The following is a 14,904-nucleotide window of genomic DNA, read 5'->3' as shown; positions in this document are numbered from 1 at the left end:
GCGTCCTCCTCAGGCCGCGGTCTTGTGGGCGGCGCGTCCGCGCGGCCCCAGGAAGTATTCCTTGATCCAGGGGTGGTCCGAGCGTTCCAGCTCAGCGACCGGCGCCTTGGCCACCACATGTTTATCGGCCAGCACCGCCACCTGGTCGCAGATGGCGTAGAGGCTATCGAGGTCATGGGTGATCATGAAGACGGTCAGCCCCAGGTCGTCCGACAGCTGACGGATCAGCTCGTCGAACGCCGCCGCCCCGATGGGGTCCAGCCCCGCCGTCGGCTCGTCCAGAAAAACCAGCTCGGGGTCCAGCGCCAGGGCGCGGGCCAGGCCGACGCGCTTGCGCATCCCGCCCGACAGTTCAGCGGGTTTCAAATAGAGCGCTTCGGGCTTGAGCCCCACCATGGCGACCTTCATCTCGGCCAGTTCGCGGATCGTGTTCTTCGGCAGATGGGTATGTTCGACCAGCGGCGAGGCGACATTGTCCAACACCGACAGGGAGGAGAACAGCGCCCCCTGCTGGAACAGCACGCCGGTGCGGCGCTCGACGGCGGCGGCCTCCTCCTTGGTCATGGCGCTGCGGTCCTCGCCGAACAGACGCACTTCCCCACCTTCAGGCTCTTTCAGGCCGATGATGGAGTTGAGCAGCACCGTCTTGCCGGTGCCGGAGCCGCCGACGACGCCCAGCACTTCGCCACGCATCACGTCCAGGTCCAGGTCCTGGTGGATGACCCGCTCGCCGAACTGGCTGAGCAGGCCCCGCACCTGAATGACGGCCTCGCGGTCGTCCGGTTTGCGCGTCTCGGCCGTCATATTTTCAGCTCGATGAAGATCAGGGCGAAGACGGCGTCCAGCAGGATGATGGCGAAGATGGCCTGCACCACGGCCGCCGTGACCCGGCGCCCCAGGCTTTCGACATCCCCCGCTACCGACATGCCCTGTCGGCAACCGATAGCCGCGACGACGAGGGCGAAGACGGGCGCCTTGATCAGGCCCACCATCATGTGGGTCGGCATATAGCCGTCCTCGACCAGCCGCTGGAAGAAGAAGACTGGGCCCAGGTTTAGCTGGCTCCAGGACACCAGCACCCCGCCCAGCAGCCCGCCCACCATCGCCAGGAAGGTCAGCAGGGGCAGCATGACCAGCAGGGCCGCCAGACGCGGAATGACCAGGGCCTGGAAGGGATCGACCCCCATCACCCGCATGGCGTCCACCTCCTGCGTCATGCGCATGGAGCCGATTTCGGCGGCGAAGGACGAGGCCGAGCGGCCCGCCAGCAGCACCGCCGTGATCACCACGGCGAACTCGCGAAAGACGGCGACGCCGATCAGCTGCACCGAGAAGACCCCCGCGCCGAACTGGGTCAGCAGGTCCACGCCGATGAAGGCCACGACTGCGCCAATGAAGAAGTTGGTCACCACCACGATGGGAATGGCGTCCAGCCCCGTGCGCTGGGCTTGGCTGAACCAGGCGGCCCAACGGATCTTGCCGGGATGCTTCAGCGTCGTGACCATGGCGGCCATCAGCCGGCCCAGGAACGCAAGCGACAACATCGCCTCGGCGCCGAAATCGTAGACGCCCCGCCCGACCTTGGCGAAGCCGCGCGTCATTGGCGCCGCCCGGCGGGGCGGCTCGGTCGTCATACAGTCCAGCCGGGCCACCATGCGGTACAGCCGACCCGCTTCGGGCCGTGCAGACCAGGCGGATTCGGGAATGGGTCTGCTCATGGCCTGAGCCACCGCCAGAGCGCCCGCGGTATCGAAACGGCCGAGGTCGTCCAGGTCCAGAACCGTGACCGGCCGACCGTCAAGCTCGGCTATCAGCCGGTCGCCGAGACGGCCGACGGACACGGTCGACCAGTCCCCGGCCAGGCGCAAGCGCGTCTGGCCGTCCTGCTGATCCTCAATCTGGAAATCCGCCCGCTTCATGAGTTCGACACTGACACAGGCCCGTTCGCGCGCCTACGCGGCTTAAAGCTATGCTTTTCACCGGACGTCAACGACTGATGACAACTCTTGATCTCTTCCGGCCTTGCTGAGCGCAAGCCAAGCCCTCCCCCGTCACGGCGCAGCTTTGTGAACGTCGTGGGGCGATTTTTGTTCAGAGGCGTCGAAAAGCAAAGGCCTAGCGCAGATAGTCCAGCAGCGAGACCTGCCGCAGTTGGCTGATCACCTGGGCCGAAGCCTGCAGGGCGACCTGGGCCATCTCCAGCTCCACAACCGCCTCGGCCATGTTGGCGTCAGTCTTGCCCGACAGGATAGTGTCGACCGAGATCTTGCGCGCCTCCTGCGACTCCAGCAGGCGGTCCACCCGGTTCTGCATGCCGCCGTTGGCGGCCTGCAGCTCGACAACGCCCTTCGCCGCCGCCTCGAAGCGCCCCATCTGCGTCGTCAGAAAGGCTTTCTGTGCATCGGTCATCTGTCCTTCCAGCGGGGCCGCCTCATGGGCCAGCTGAATGTCGCGGAAGATGGCGAACAACTCCGCCCCCATAGCGTCGGCCAGGAAGCCGGTGTCCATCGACACGTTCTCGTCCAGCCAGGACGATTGCTTCAGTTGATCGTTGCGGAAGGCCGCATTCTCATCAGGCAAAGCGGCCAGCTTGGCCATCATGGTCGCGCCAGGCTGGCCTGGGATGTCAGGCAGGTCCACGGGCGCGCGGTCAGAAGCCCCGCCGCCGAACAGATACTTGCCCTGATGCTTCATGTTCAGCCCGTCCTGAGCCTCCATGAACAGGCTTTCCAGCGAGCCCATCAGCGCGTCCATGCGTCCGGCCGCGATGGCGTCGGCGAGGGCCTGGCGCGCGGCGGTCGCGGCGTCGGCGACGCGGTCCATCGCCAGGTCCTGGGTCTCCAGCCGGGCGGCGACGGCCTTGTTGGTGTCGATGAAGGTCTGGATGCGGGTCTGGCTGGACTTCAGCGCGCTGACCGTTTCCGATCCCCGCCCGAAGCCGACCAGATCGGTGGCGTTCTTCTGGGTGTTGACCTTCTTCTGGGCCGTCTCGGCGCGCGACTGGGCCGACATCAGGTCCAACAGGGCCGATTGGTAGTTTCCAAAGGTCGAGACGCGGGTCATCGCACCATCCCCAGCAGGATATCGTACATGTCCTTGGCGGCCTGAACCATACGCGCCGAAGCGTTAAAGGCTTGCTGATAGGTGGTCATCAGCACCAGTTCCTCGTCCAGATTGACGCCTTCGACCGAGGTTCGCCGCGCCGTCGCCTCCTTGGCCAACGCCGTGGCGCTGACGGCGCTGTTCTTGGCCATCGCGGCGCGGCTGCCGATTTCGCCCGATAGCTCGGACGCATGGCGCGACAGCGACATGGAGCCGCCCGCCGATCCGCCCGCCGCCGAGAAGGTCGTGGCGTTCTCGCCCGCAGCGGCCAGAAGCCGGGCGCCGCGCGCGTCGTTCCGGCCGACGACGGCCGTGCCCAGACCGCCCGTCGCGTCCGCCTTGGCGAAGGCCATCAGCGCGGGATCACGCACAATGTCCGCCCGGACTGAAAAGGCGTCCGCACGCGAGGCGCGCGCCCCGCCGAGGCCGAACAGGGCGCTCATCGATACGCCGGACGGAACCTGAGTGGTGCGGTCCTGCAGCACCGAAAGCTGGGCTCCGGAACCGGGCCGGGGCGTGAACGCCATCTCGCCCGCCGCATTGAGGCTGAAGGTCCCCATGCGTCCGGCGCCCGTCATCGGATCGTTCAGCGCGGCCAGCAGGCTGGTCATGTCGCCGCCCGCGGGGACCGCCACCTGGACATCGCGCAGCTTGGCGCCCGCCGCATCGCTGAAGCGGAAGGTGATGGTCTCCCCCGCCGGGAAGCCATGCTGCGACGCGCCCGTCATGCCGGTTTCGTACATCGCCGGCTGGTCGGTGGAGATCAGGTCGTTCAGGCCGAAGAAGTGCGAAAAGCCTCGCCCGCCCTTGTTCGTCGGCGCGGCGGGGTCGTCGACCACCACGACCCCCGTGCCCGTGGCGCCCTCGATTTTCAACCGCCCGTCGACGAAGCTGGCGCTGCCGTTGGTTCCCAGCTGGGCGTTCAGATCGGCCAGGAAGGTCGCCGGGTTCGCCGTCGCCAGATCCAGGTCGACCTTGTGCAGGGCGACGCCCTGATCATTGGTGATGACGATGGAGGTCCGGCCGGTGAAGCCCGCCAGCGCGGTCTCCAGCGACTGGCCCACATTGCGCCCGGTCAGGCTGTTCGGCGGCGGCGCGGCCGAGGAGGCGTTGTGCGCCCGGTTCAGTTCATCCGCTAGCCGCGACATCAGTTCCGCCAGACGCTCGGCCGTGGCCGGGGCCTCGCCGTCGCGCAGTTCCAGCAGGCCCTTGATCTCGCCCGACCCCAGACCCTCGGCCAGAGAGCGGGCCTTTCCGGCAGGCGGCTCTATGACCGTGATCTCGTTGAACACCGTCTCGGCCGCGACAGCGCCCGCGCGCACATAGTCCAGCTTGGCCGCCCCCTGCCCCGCCAGCAGGATGCCGGCGCCGGTGCGGATTTCGACCCCGCCCACGGCGCGGGCGGTGATGCGCACGTCCATCAGGCCGGACAACTGGTCAATCAGGGCCGCCTGAGCCGTCTGGGCGCCCGATGAGTCCGCATTGAGCACGGTGGCCTTGGCGATCTCGACGTTCAGCTTTTCGATCTGCTCCAACAGGCTGTTGGCCGTCTCGACCGCGCTCTTGATGCGGGCGTCGGCGTCTTCGCGCACCGACTGAATCTGGCTGTTGATGCGAGCCGCTTCGTCGAACAGGCCTTGGGTCTTCCAGATGGCGTCCTGACGCGCGGGGCCTGAGGTTGAATTTTCGGCCGAGGCGGCGAAGGCGGCGAAGACGGTGTCGATCTGCGAGAAGAAACCGCTGTTGGCGCCGGGGTCCCCGAACATCGACTGGATGCGGTCATACAGCTCATAGCGCACCGTCTGACGCCCGGCGTCGGCGCTGGCGTTCAGGCTGGCCGCCTGCAGGAAGCGGTCGGTGGCCAGGCGGATGCGGGCGATCTCGACGCCGGCGCCGACGCCCTGACTGGCCCATGACTGCTGGTCGGCGATCTTGCGGACATAGCCGGGCGTGTTGACGTTGGAGACGTTGTCCGAAACCACCCGCAGCTGCGTCTGGGCCGCATTCATGCCTGAGGTGGCGATGTTCATGATCGAGTTGAGGGACATCAGACGGCTCCTGCGCCCAGGCTGATCGATGGGCGGATCGACGGGCGCGCGCTCGGCAAGCCTTGCAGGCAAGCGTGCAGATCTTGCCCGGCGAATTGAGCGGGTCTTCTGACCATCTCTTTGATTTTCCTCGACATCGGCATTCGGCCCCTGTGCGTTCACAGGTGAGGGAGGCAAGGCGCGGGCCAATTCGCGCGGCGCCGTCTTCGCCCGGCAAAAAGCGACAGGCGCGGCAAGAAGCGCCCGGCGTTGGAGAGGGCTAGCAGCGTGCCGTCGAGATAGAAACCTGCTTTATATCAACGACTTAGCGCCTACACCTGCATTTGGCCCGGGGCTTGCGGAGGCTTTGCCGAATGACCCAGGCGCAGCAGGCGCCGCCCTACCGACCGAAAGCGCCTGCCTCCGCATGTCCGCCCTCAGCATCCTGTCTGTCCTGACGCCCGCCGCCCCCGACGGCGCGGGCCCGGACGCCTCGATCGAGGCGGCGGCGGACAGCGCCATGTTCGCGGACCTGATGCTTAAGGAAGAAACGGGCGAGGCCCCAGCCGCCGCTCCCTCGCCCGTCAGGGCGCCCGCGGCACAGACTGAGCCTGAGGACATGGGCGCGGCCGTCGTCATGATTCCGATCTGGTTCGCTCCGAAGCCTGAGCCTCAACAGCTGGCCGTCAGCGAACCGGCGCTGGCAGGTGAAAGCGACAGCGCGCCGCTGCACGCGCCCCCCGCGCCCGAACAGCCCGTACCAGAACAAATCGCCGGTGCGTCGCCCGAAGCAGAGGCGCCGAACGCAGACGCGGCCCCCGTCGCCGCGCCAATCGCTCCATCCGCACTTTCGCCGTCCGCCCTTTCGGCCCCCGTCGGTCCGGCGGTCGCTGCGACGCCCCCTGCGACTGCGCCTGCGGCCGACTCCCTGGCCGGCCCCGTGGCCGCAGCTAAGACGACTCCTCTCCTCGTCGCCGAAGATTCTGAAGCCCCGCCTGACGCCGCGCCTGCAGAGGGCGAAGAGGTGGCCGAGCCTTCGGCGCCGGCCCGCCCGGCCTCGCCTGCGTCGTCCAGCCCCATCCCCGCCCTGCCGGGCGTGACCGGCTTCCGCTCGGGCGCCGGAGAGCGACTGGCCTCAGCGCGCGAAGCCATCCAAGCATCAGCCTCGGCGGAGGGCGGCTCGGAGCGGTCGTCGGCCGAGCGCCTGACGTCAACCGATAATCCGGCGGCCGCCACAGCGCCCGCCGCTCGCCCCTCCCCCGCAGCATCGCCTGCCGCGCCAACCGCGCCCCCGCCCGCGCTCGCCGCGCCTTCGGCTGACGCTGACGCGCCGGTTCCGCCCCCGGCCTTCGCCGAAACGGTCGGGCCCGAGGCGTCTGCCGCGTCGCGCGACCTCGGCCTGTCGCAGCTATCGCGCGCCACGGTCGAGACCACAGCCCAGATCGCCGCCCAGATCATCAAGAAGCTGGACGGCCGCTCGACCCGCTTCGACATGGCGTTGACGCCCGAGGGCCTGGGCCGGGTCGATGTCAGCCTTGAGATCGAGTCCGACGGTCAGGTCACGGCCCGTCTGGCCTTCGACACCCCGGCGGCCGCCGCCGACCTGCGCGCCCGCGCTGATGAACTGCGCCGCCAGCTGATGGAGGCGGGTCTTCACCTGTCGAGCGACGACCTGGAGTTCGCTGAACGCGATCCCTCGTCCGGCTTCGGCGGCGGCGCCTTCGAGCGCCAACCCGACCGCCGCGCCTTCACCGGCGCCGCCCGACTGGCCGCAGAGGCCGATTCCGTCGTTCCGCCGCCCAGCGCCTGGACATCCCTATCCCTGACGCCTGACCGCGTCGATCTGAAGGTCTGACGATGGTTGACGCCGTCTCCTCCAACAACGCCGCTGGCCGGGTGAACGCCGGAGGCCAGATGCTGGCCTCCAACTTCCAGACCTTCCTGTCGCTGCTGACCACCCAGCTCAGGAATCAGGACCCGCTGTCGCCGGTCGACTCCAACGAGTTCACCGCCCAGCTGACCCAGATGGCGGGCGTCGAGCAGCAGCTTCTGACCAACGACCTGCTGACCGGTCTACTGAAGGCTCAGCAGGGCGACGGCCTGACCGGCGCCGCGCCCTATATCGGCAAGGACGCCACCGCCGTCTGGTCCGCCACACGCTTCGAAGACGGCGAAGCCAGCTGGAGCTATGAACTGGCGGCCGATGCAACCGACGCCACGCTTCAGGTGCTGGACGCCTCGGGCAAGGTGGTCTGGAGCGGCCCGGCCCCGGACAAGACCAACGGCCTGCATGACTTCAAGTGGGACGGAAAGACCACCGGCGGCGGCCAGGTGGACGATGGCGGCGTCTATACGCTGAAGGTCGTCGCCAAGGACGGCGCGGGCAAGGATGTCGGCAGCCAGGTGCTGATCCGCGGCCGCGTCACCGGGGTCGAGATGTACGACAACACCCCCTTCGTCGTCATCGGCAAGTCGATCATGCCGGTGTCCAGCCTGATTGCGCTGGAGGAGCAGAAGGCCGCCGCCAAACCCGATTCCAACGAGGACGCAGGCGCGCTCAGCGCCTTGGCTTCGAAACTCAACCCCTTCAATCTTCTCTCGTAAGGAACCCCAGCCATGAGCATCAACGGCGCCATGCTGGCCGGCGTGTCCGGCCTGACCGCGAACGCCGCGGCCCTTTCGACGATCTCGCAGAACATCGCGAATGTGAACACGGTCGGCTACAAGCGTGCGGCGACGGAGTTCTCCACCGTCGTCAACGCCCAGACCCAGGGCGTCGGCTATTCCGCCGGCGGGGTTCAGGCGACCGCCCGTCACTTCATCAGCCAGGCGGGCCAACTTCAGCGCACGACCTCGGGCACCGACCTGGCCATCGCCGGCCAGGGCTTCTTCGTCGTGACGGAAAAGTCCGAGAACCTAGCCCTGTCGGACGCGCGCCTGTTCACCCGCGCCGGGGCGTTCAAGATCGACGACCTGGGCTATCTGCAGAACACCTCGGGCCTGTATCTTCAGGGCTGGCCCGTGGCCAGCGACGGCACGGTCAACGCCGACCCCTCGGACATGAGCCGCCTGCGCACCATCAACGTCGGCTCGGTCGGCGGCGCCGCCGAACCGACCACCCGTGTCAGCCTGAACGCCAACCTGAAATCCAGCATCGAGCCCGACGCCGCCGCTCTGGCGCGATACGCCGCGGGCGAAACCATGGCCGCCTACAAGGCGGACGCCGTGCCGCCGGTCGGGGTCAAGCCTGACTTCGAAATCTCCATTCCGGTGTCGGATTCCAAAGGCGGTCAACAGAACCTGACGGTCGCCTTCCTGAAGGGCGCCAACCCGAACGAATGGCACGCGGAAATTTATGGACCTGCCGGCAAGGTCATGAATGCCGACGGCACCCCCATGACCGTCAACGCCCCGATAAAGAGCGGCATCGTCAAATTTACCCAGGACGGGCGCCTGGATACGTCCTTCACCGGGCCTGCCGCCCTGTTCCCCGACGCCACCAACGCCACCATCACGCTGGGCGCCTCGCCGACGACGCCGCCGACGCCGCCGATCCCCGGCGCGCCGACGCCGGACGTGCTGTGGGACACCGATCTAGGCGTCGCCAGCCAGACCATCGCCATTGATCTGGGCGCTTCCACTGGCGGCCTTACGCAGTACGACAGCACCTCCATCGTCCAGGCTACCTATACGAACGGCACCGCCTTCGGGAACCTGACCGAGGTGAAGATCGACGAGGCCGGCTTCGTCACCGCCATCTTCGACAACGGCGTCATGCGCAAGATCGCCCAGGTCGCCCTGGCCACCTTCCCCAGCGCCGACAGCCTGACCGAAGTGGCGGGCAACGCCTTCCGGGTCAGCCAGAACTCCGGCACCTTCAACCTGAAGGCCCCCGGCACGGGTGGCGCAGGCCTGTTGGGCGCGCAACAGCTGGAAGCCTCGACCGTCGACCTGTCGACGGAGTTCACCGGCCTGATCACCACCCAGCGCGCCTATTCGGCCTCGTCCAAGATCATCACCACCGCCGACGAGATGCTGGCGGAGCTGATCAACATCAAGCGCTGATCGGCCAACAGGAATCCATGAGCAAGGTCTCGTTAGACTCGATGAATCCTTCCTTTAGGCGGCGCGGAAGGCGCCCGGCCGGACGGATGCGTCTTAGCCATTCCTTCACCACGACGCTTAAACGCCCTTTAGCGGGCGGGGGCCTAGCCTGCGCGTCTATGGTGGTGGTGAGAGAGGCTTAAGCCCATGCTGCAAGAGCGACGCCTTAACAGTAACGGCGAACAGTACGTGGTCGGGCCGACGGGCACGCCCCTGACCCTGCGCGACCTTCCGCCCTCGGACACGAACCGCTGGGTCATCCGGCGCAAGGCCGAGGTGGTGGCCGCGGTGCGCGGCGGGCTGATCAGCCTGGAAGACGCCCTGGAGAAGTATCGACTGACGGCCGAGGAGTTCCTGGCCTGGCAGAAGGCCATCGACAAATGGGGCATGCAGGGCCTGCGCACCACGCGCATCCAGAGCTACCGCGACTAGGCTGTTTCGCCTGACCGCATGATCACGGCCGCTCCAGAAACGGGGCGGTCTTTTTCATTGGCGCGCCATCGTTTTAAGCCAGGCCTCGAAATCGCGCGCCTTAAGGCCTAAATGGCGGCGATGACTATGGACGCCCTGACCGACGACATCCTCTGCCCTGTTCCCGACATCGCCCCCATGTCGCAAGCCGACATGGACGCCGCGATCGAGAGCGTGCGACTGGCCGTGGGCCTGCCGCAGGGCGCTCGCGTGGTCGCCGCCATGTCCGGCGGGGTGGACTCCACCGTCGTCGCGGCCCTGCTGCACAAGGCGGGCTATGACGTGGTGGGCGTGACCCTTCAGCTCTACGACCACGGCGAGGCGTTGAAGAAGAAGGGCGCCTGCTGCGCCGGTCAGGACATTCACGACGCCCGTCTGGCCGCCGATCTGATCGGCATTCCACACTATGTCCTCGACTACGAGAGCCGGTTCAAGGACGCGGTGATCGACCAATTCGCCGACTCCTATCTGAAGGGCCAAACGCCGGTCCCCTGCATCCGCTGCAATCAGACGGTGAAGTTCCGCGACCTGCTGGACGTCGCGCGCGATCTGGGCGCCGAAGCCATGGCGACCGGCCACTACGTCCGCCGCGCGACCCACGGCAACCGCTCGCAGATGCGCAAGGCGGTCGATCATTCGCGCGACCAGTCCTACTTCCTGTTCGCCACGACCCAGGATCAGCTCGACTATCTGCGCTTCCCCCTGGCCGATCTGGAGAAGCCCCAGGTGCGGGGCGTCGCCGCGTCGCTGGGCCTGCGAATCGCGTCCAAGCCGGATAGCCAGGACATCTGCTTCGTTCCCACCGGCGACTACCGCACTCTGATCGACCGCCTGCGCCCGCAGGGGCGCGAGGCCGGCGACATCGTCCACATGGACGGCCGGGTTCTGGGCCGCCATTCGGGCATCACCGACTACACCATCGGCCAGCGCCGGGGGCTGAACGTCGCCGTGGGCGAGCCTCTGTTCGTGGTCAAGCTGGACCCCGACAACCGCCGGGTCATCGTCGGCCCGCGCGAAGCCCTGCTGACCGCGCGCCTGACGCTGGAGGAAACCAACTGGCTGGGCGACCAGGCCACCATTGAGGAGGCCGCCCGCGACGGCGCCCCGGTGCTGGCCCGCGTCCGCTCCACGCGCCAGCCCTCCCCGGCCCGTCTGGCCTTTGCAGATGACGCCGTTCAGGTGGTGTTCGATCAGGGCGAGGAAGGCGTCGCCCCTGGCCAGGCCTGCGTCCTGTACGACCCGGCCGACGATGAGCGCGTGCTGGGCGGCGGATTTATCGCGTCCACCACGGCGGTTTCTGTCTGACGCCTACGCCGCCTTGTCATCGGCCGGCATGACCTCGCCCACGGTCGCGCGGTTCTCGGCGAAGACGACTTCGACGTCGCGCGGTCGGACCATCTCATTGCAGCAGCCGCAGGCGATGCGGGGCTGCAGGTCATGGCCGCAGGTCTTGTGACGCAGGATGATGCCCGAAGGCTCCTCGCCGTAGACATGCTTGGCGCCCCAGGCGTTCAGGGTGACCAGCACGCCGTACAGATCCTTGCCCTTGGCTGTCAGCACGTACTCGTTGCGGGGAGGACGCTCGGAATAGGGGCGCGGCTCCAGCACGCCATGACGCACCAGCGACTTCAATCGGGCGGCCAGGACGTTGCGCGCCACGCCAAGCCGGTCCTGCCATTGCTCGAAGCGGGTGACGCCGTTGAAGGCGTCGCGGATGACCAGCATGGTCCACGGGTCGCCGATCACCTCGAGGGTGGCGGCGACCGAGCAGCTCTGGCGCGAATAATCGGCGGTGCGTCCCATTTCCCGGAAAGTGACCCCGCGTCAGCCGTTTGACAAGGGTTGCCAATCGCGACGGAGTCAGTCAGTTTCTATTTGCAACGGACATGGCCGCCCTCGGGCCATATCCTTCCCTCGACTCGGGGGAGGCGCCGTCGCAGGTTCCGCCTCCGCTTTTCGATGTTGTGTGATGACCGAAGCCGACCTGATCCACGCCGCCTTCCGCCTGACGCCCGAGGATGAAGGGGTTCTGGCCGCCCGCCTCTCCGGCGAGTTTTCCAACGGCCCGATCAGCGCCCCGCCCGAAGCGGGCTTCCCCTTCGGCGGCCTGCTGGCGGCCTTGTGCGCCGGGGCCATGCGTCAGGGACTGGGGATCGAGGCGCCGCTGCGCAGTCTGACGGTCCAATATCTGGCCGCCGCCCGTTACGGCCAGCCGTTGCAGTTTCGGCCGCGGATGCTGCGCGGCGGCCGAAACGTCGCCTATGCCGTGGTCGAGGGCGGGCAGGGATCAAGGCTGACCCATCACGCCAGCGCCACCTATGGCGCCGACGGCCCCACGCCCGCGCCTCTGACGCCGCTGCTGGCGACGCCGCCCTCGCTGGACAGCCTGAAGGACGCGCCGGGCATCAGCGGCCCGATGGCGCCGCGCTTCTCGCAGCACGTCGACTATCGCTTTGACGGCGGCCCCAACATCCTGGGCGGCAATGAAGCCAAGCCCGTCGTCGAGCGGGTCTGGATGCGGGTGAAAGACGGGGCGCCGCTGGACGAACTGCGGATGTGCTACCTGCTCGACGCCCTCTATCCGCCCGCCTGGACGGCCTTCAAGGCGCCGCCGATGATGACGACGGTGGATCTGCGCTGCGACTTTCTAAACGATCCGACGCCCGACAATGCGCCCGACGGCTGGGCCTTCTTCGAATACCGCCTGCTGGACCACGGCCTGGGCTGGTCGGTGGACGAGGCCATCGCCTGGGGCGCAGACGGCCGCCCGCTGGCCCTGGCCCGCCAGCGCCGCAAGCTGCTGTAAGCCGCCCCGCTTGCCAGCGGGCCTTCGCCTCCCCTAATCCCCCGCGAAACGATTCACTTACGGAAACGCCCCTCATGACCGCCGCCGCTGATCCCGTCGTCATCTGCTCCTTCGCCCGCACGCCGATGGGCGGCTTCCAGGGCGCGCTGTCGCCGGTCAAGGCCACCGATCTGGGCGCTGTCGCGGTCAAGGCCGCTGTCGAGCGCGCAGGCGTCGCGCCTGAAAAGGTCGACCAGATCTTCATGGGCTGCGTCCTGCCCGCCGGCCTGGGTCAGGCCCCCGCGCGCCAGGCCGCCATCGGCGCAGGCCTCGGCAAACACGTCGAGGCGACGACGGTGAACAAGATGTGCGGCTCAGGGCTCCAGGCGGCCATGATGGCGCACGACGCCCTGCTGGCCGGCACGGCCGAAGTCATCGTCGCGGGCGGCATGGAGTCGATGACCGGCGCCCCCTACCTGATGAACAAGCACCGCGGCGGCGCCCGCATCGGCCACGACGTCATCGTCGACAGCATGATGATGGACGGCCTGGAGGACGCCTATTCGCCCGGCAAGGCCATGGGCGTCTTCGCCGAGGATGCGGCGGCCCAGTATCAGTTCACCCGCGAGCAGATGGACGAATACGCCATCGAGAGCCTGACCCGCGCCAAGGCCGCCATCGCCTCGGGCGCCTTCAAGGCCGAGATCGTCCCGGTCGAAGTCGCCACCCGCAAGGGCCCGGTGACGGTCAGTGAGGACGAACAGCCCGGCAAGGCCGACGCCGCCAAGATCCCGACCCTGCGTCCCGCCTTCACCAAGGACGGCGCCATCACCGCCGCCAACGCCTCTTCGATCTCGGACGGCGCCGCCGCCCTGGTCATGACGCGCGAGAGCACTGCCAAGGCCCTGGGCCTGCCCATCGTCGCCCGCGTCGCCGCCCACGCCGCCCACGCCCACGAGCCGGGCCTGTTCACCACCGCCCCGGTCCCGGCCATGCAGAAGGCGCTGAAGAAGGCGGGCTGGTCGGTCGAGGACGTCGACCTGTGGGAGGTCAACGAGGCCTTCGCCGTCGTCGCCATGATCGCCCAACAGGAGTTGGGCATCAACCGCGACAAGCTGAACGTCAACGGCGGCGCCACGGCCCTGGGTCACCCTATCGGCGCGTCCGGCGCACGCATCCTGTCCACCCTGCTGGCGGCGCTGCAGGCGCGCGGCGGCAAGAAGGGCGTGGCCTCGCTGTGCATCGGCGGCGGCGAAGCTGTGGCCATGGCCGTGGAACTGCCCTGATCCTGTGGCGTTGTCCGCGGCCCAGCTAACTGTGGAGACCTCCCCCTTGAAACTCCCTGCCCTGCTCGCCGCCGGCGTCGCCGTTCTCGGCGTCGCCGCCTGCGCCACGGCCCAGGCGGAAGGCGCCATGCCCCAGAACGACACTGTCGCCGGCCAGGCCGGTTCCGCTGACCTCAAGGCCTTCCCGGCCGCGACGGCGGGTCAGACCCGCCACGTGATCAACCTTCCGCCCCGGTCGGACGAGGACGCGCTGAAGGTCGAACTGATCCTAGGCAAGACCCAGACGGTCGACTGCAACCGTCAGTTCTTCGGCGGCCGCCTTGAAACCCGCACCGCCGAGGGCTGGGGCTACGACTACTATGTCCTGCCTGCCCTGGGGAACGCGGCCAGCACCCTGATGGGCTGCCCTCCGGGTTCTGAGCGCCAAGCCTTTGTGACGACGCAGGAACAGCCGCTGATCCGCTATAACTCGCGCCTGCCCGTGGTGGTCTACGCCCCGTCGGACGTCGAGGTGCGTTATCGCGTGTGGCGCGCAGGCGAGACCCAGATGGCGCGCTGATCGCCGCCGTTCTTTGAAATCAGACGCGGGCGTCGGTCGGGTTCGATCGGCGCCCGTTCTGCATCAGGCCCGCGTCTTCCGTTCGCATCCCGCTGCATCAGCGAGGCCAGGCAGGCGCATCCGGCGCTCAGAACGATCATGGGCCAACTCCTGCGTTTGCGAATCGTTTGCAGGTTTGCGCATAGTCGGCCGTCGTGCAAGCGTCCGTCTCCATTTCTCTCGGAGAGTCGCCATGCGCGAAGACGGCAAGCTGGATTATCTCGAACTGCCCGCGACGGATCTGGCGGCGCACAAGGCGTTTTACGCCGAGGCGTTCGGCTGGCGCTTCCAGGACTATGGCCCGGACTATGCGGCGTTCAGCGAGGGGCTGGACGGCGGCTTCACCCCCGACGCCATGACGCCCAAGCCCCTGCCCATCCTCTATGCCCATGATCTGGAGGCCATGCAGGCTAAGGTCGAGGCGGCGGGCGGCGCGATCACCCACGCCATCTTCGCCTTCCCCGGCGGGCGTCGTTTCCACTTCCGCGACCCGTCCGGCAACGAACTGGCCGTCTGGTCCGAAAACTAGAG

Annotated in this window: 14 protein-coding genes; 9 read left to right on the top strand and 5 right to left on the bottom strand. The window is 67.8% G+C overall.

Translation table 11 applies throughout. The features are described from left to right. Positions 1–9: 9 nt before the first annotated feature. The 4 genes from PIB44_RS05215 to flgK all read right to left on the bottom strand — a co-directional run bounded on the left by PIB44_RS05215 (position 10) and on the right by flgK (position 5,150). Positions 10–804, bottom strand: a complete 795-nt coding sequence (locus PIB44_RS05215) for an ABC transporter ATP-binding protein (RefSeq protein WP_278070666.1) — start codon at positions 802–804, stop codon at positions 10–12. Beyond that, positions 801–1,919: an ABC transporter permease gene (locus PIB44_RS05210; RefSeq protein ID WP_278070665.1), complete on the bottom strand. Its 1,119-nt coding sequence runs from the start codon at positions 1,917–1,919 to the stop codon at positions 801–803. The genes PIB44_RS05215 and PIB44_RS05210 overlap by 4 nt, the downstream gene beginning before the upstream one ends. A gap of 196 nt (positions 1,920–2,115) precedes the next feature. Further along, positions 2,116–3,063, bottom strand: coding sequence for a flagellin (locus tag PIB44_RS05205; protein ID WP_134580219.1), 948 nt, complete (start codon positions 3,061–3,063; stop codon positions 2,116–2,118). After that, on the bottom strand, positions 3,060–5,150 hold the full coding sequence (gene flgK / locus PIB44_RS05200; protein WP_278070664.1) for a flagellar hook-associated protein FlgK: 2,091 nt from the start codon (positions 5,148–5,150) through the stop codon (positions 3,060–3,062). The genes PIB44_RS05205 and flgK overlap by 4 nt, the downstream gene beginning before the upstream one ends. Positions 5,151–5,556: 406 nt before the next feature. Between flgK and PIB44_RS05195 the strand changes: the two genes are divergently transcribed. The 5 genes from PIB44_RS05195 to mnmA all read left to right on the top strand — a co-directional run bounded on the left by PIB44_RS05195 (position 5,557) and on the right by mnmA (position 11,009). Then, positions 5,557–6,984, top strand: coding sequence for a flagellar hook-length control protein FliK (locus PIB44_RS05195; RefSeq protein WP_278070663.1), 1,428 nt, complete (start codon positions 5,557–5,559; stop codon positions 6,982–6,984). Positions 6,985–6,986: 2 nt separating this feature from the next. Continuing rightward, positions 6,987–7,733 (top strand): flagellar hook assembly protein FlgD, encoded by a 747-nt coding sequence (locus PIB44_RS05190; RefSeq protein WP_134580213.1) that lies wholly within the window; start codon positions 6,987–6,989, stop codon positions 7,731–7,733. 12 nt (positions 7,734–7,745) lie between these two features. Next, on the top strand, positions 7,746–9,194 hold the full coding sequence (locus PIB44_RS05185; RefSeq protein ID WP_278070662.1) for a flagellar hook protein FlgE: 1,449 nt from the start codon (positions 7,746–7,748) through the stop codon (positions 9,192–9,194). 186 nt (positions 9,195–9,380) lie between these two features. Beyond that, on the top strand, positions 9,381–9,665 hold the full coding sequence (sciP, locus tag PIB44_RS05180; protein WP_025978210.1) for a CtrA inhibitor SciP: 285 nt from the start codon (positions 9,381–9,383) through the stop codon (positions 9,663–9,665). A 177-nt stretch (positions 9,666–9,842) separates the two neighbouring features. Next, positions 9,843–11,009 (top strand): tRNA 2-thiouridine(34) synthase MnmA, encoded by a 1,167-nt coding sequence (gene mnmA, locus PIB44_RS05175; RefSeq protein WP_278070960.1) that lies wholly within the window; start codon positions 9,843–9,845, stop codon positions 11,007–11,009. A gap of 3 nt (positions 11,010–11,012) precedes the next feature. Here mnmA and PIB44_RS05170 read toward each other — a convergent pair whose 3' ends face one another. Then, a complete protein-coding gene (locus PIB44_RS05170; RefSeq protein WP_025978208.1) occupies positions 11,013–11,507 on the bottom strand; it encodes a winged helix-turn-helix transcriptional regulator in 495 nt (164 codons plus the stop codon). A gap of 166 nt (positions 11,508–11,673) precedes the next feature. On the opposite strand from PIB44_RS05170, the gene PIB44_RS05165 reads away from it, so the two are divergent. From PIB44_RS05165 to PIB44_RS05150, 4 genes are all read left to right on the top strand, one after another. Continuing rightward, complete coding sequence (locus tag PIB44_RS05165) at positions 11,674–12,510, top strand: acyl-CoA thioesterase (RefSeq protein ID WP_278070661.1); 837 nt, start codon at positions 11,674–11,676, stop codon at positions 12,508–12,510. 74 nt (positions 12,511–12,584) lie between these two features. Next, on the top strand, positions 12,585–13,775 hold the full coding sequence (locus tag PIB44_RS05160) for a thiolase family protein (RefSeq protein WP_278070660.1): 1,191 nt from the start codon (positions 12,585–12,587) through the stop codon (positions 13,773–13,775). 46 nt (positions 13,776–13,821) lie between these two features. Beyond that, positions 13,822–14,334 (top strand): serine protease inhibitor ecotin, encoded by a 513-nt coding sequence (gene eco / locus PIB44_RS05155; RefSeq protein WP_278070659.1) that lies wholly within the window; start codon positions 13,822–13,824, stop codon positions 14,332–14,334. Positions 14,335–14,566: 232 nt separating this feature from the next. Next, complete coding sequence (locus PIB44_RS05150) at positions 14,567–14,902, top strand: VOC family protein (RefSeq protein WP_278070658.1); 336 nt, start codon at positions 14,567–14,569, stop codon at positions 14,900–14,902. The last annotated feature ends 2 nt before the right edge of the window (positions 14,903–14,904 follow it).

This window comes from Brevundimonas sanguinis (genome assembly GCF_029636725.1).
Classification (GTDB): domain Bacteria; phylum Pseudomonadota; class Alphaproteobacteria; order Caulobacterales; family Caulobacteraceae; genus Brevundimonas; species Brevundimonas sanguinis.
This window is presented reverse-complemented; position numbering and strand designations above follow the sequence as displayed.

Coding starts and splice junctions, on each gene's coding strand:
- PIB44_RS05215 (WP_278070666.1), bottom strand. CDS start 804: ATGACGGCCGAGACGCGCAAACCGGACGACCGCGAGGCCGTCATTCAG.
- PIB44_RS05210 (WP_278070665.1), bottom strand. CDS start 1,919: ATGAAGCGGGCGGATTTCCAGATTGAGGATCAGCAGGACGGCCAGACG.
- PIB44_RS05205 (WP_134580219.1), bottom strand. CDS start 3,063: ATGACCCGCGTCTCGACCTTTGGAAACTACCAATCGGCCCTGTTGGAC.
- flgK (WP_278070664.1), bottom strand. CDS start 5,150: ATGTCCCTCAACTCGATCATGAACATCGCCACCTCAGGCATGAATGCG.
- PIB44_RS05195 (WP_278070663.1), top strand. CDS start 5,557: ATGTCCGCCCTCAGCATCCTGTCTGTCCTGACGCCCGCCGCCCCCGAC.
- PIB44_RS05190 (WP_134580213.1), top strand. CDS start 6,987: ATGGTTGACGCCGTCTCCTCCAACAACGCCGCTGGCCGGGTGAACGCC.
- PIB44_RS05185 (WP_278070662.1), top strand. CDS start 7,746: ATGAGCATCAACGGCGCCATGCTGGCCGGCGTGTCCGGCCTGACCGCG.
- sciP (WP_025978210.1), top strand. CDS start 9,381: ATGCTGCAAGAGCGACGCCTTAACAGTAACGGCGAACAGTACGTGGTC.
- mnmA (WP_278070960.1), top strand. CDS start 9,843: ATGTCGCAAGCCGACATGGACGCCGCGATCGAGAGCGTGCGACTGGCC.
- PIB44_RS05170 (WP_025978208.1), bottom strand. CDS start 11,507: ATGGGACGCACCGCCGATTATTCGCGCCAGAGCTGCTCGGTCGCCGCC.
- PIB44_RS05165 (WP_278070661.1), top strand. CDS start 11,674: ATGACCGAAGCCGACCTGATCCACGCCGCCTTCCGCCTGACGCCCGAG.
- PIB44_RS05160 (WP_278070660.1), top strand. CDS start 12,585: ATGACCGCCGCCGCTGATCCCGTCGTCATCTGCTCCTTCGCCCGCACG.
- PIB44_RS05150 (WP_278070658.1), top strand. CDS start 14,567: ATGCGCGAAGACGGCAAGCTGGATTATCTCGAACTGCCCGCGACGGAT.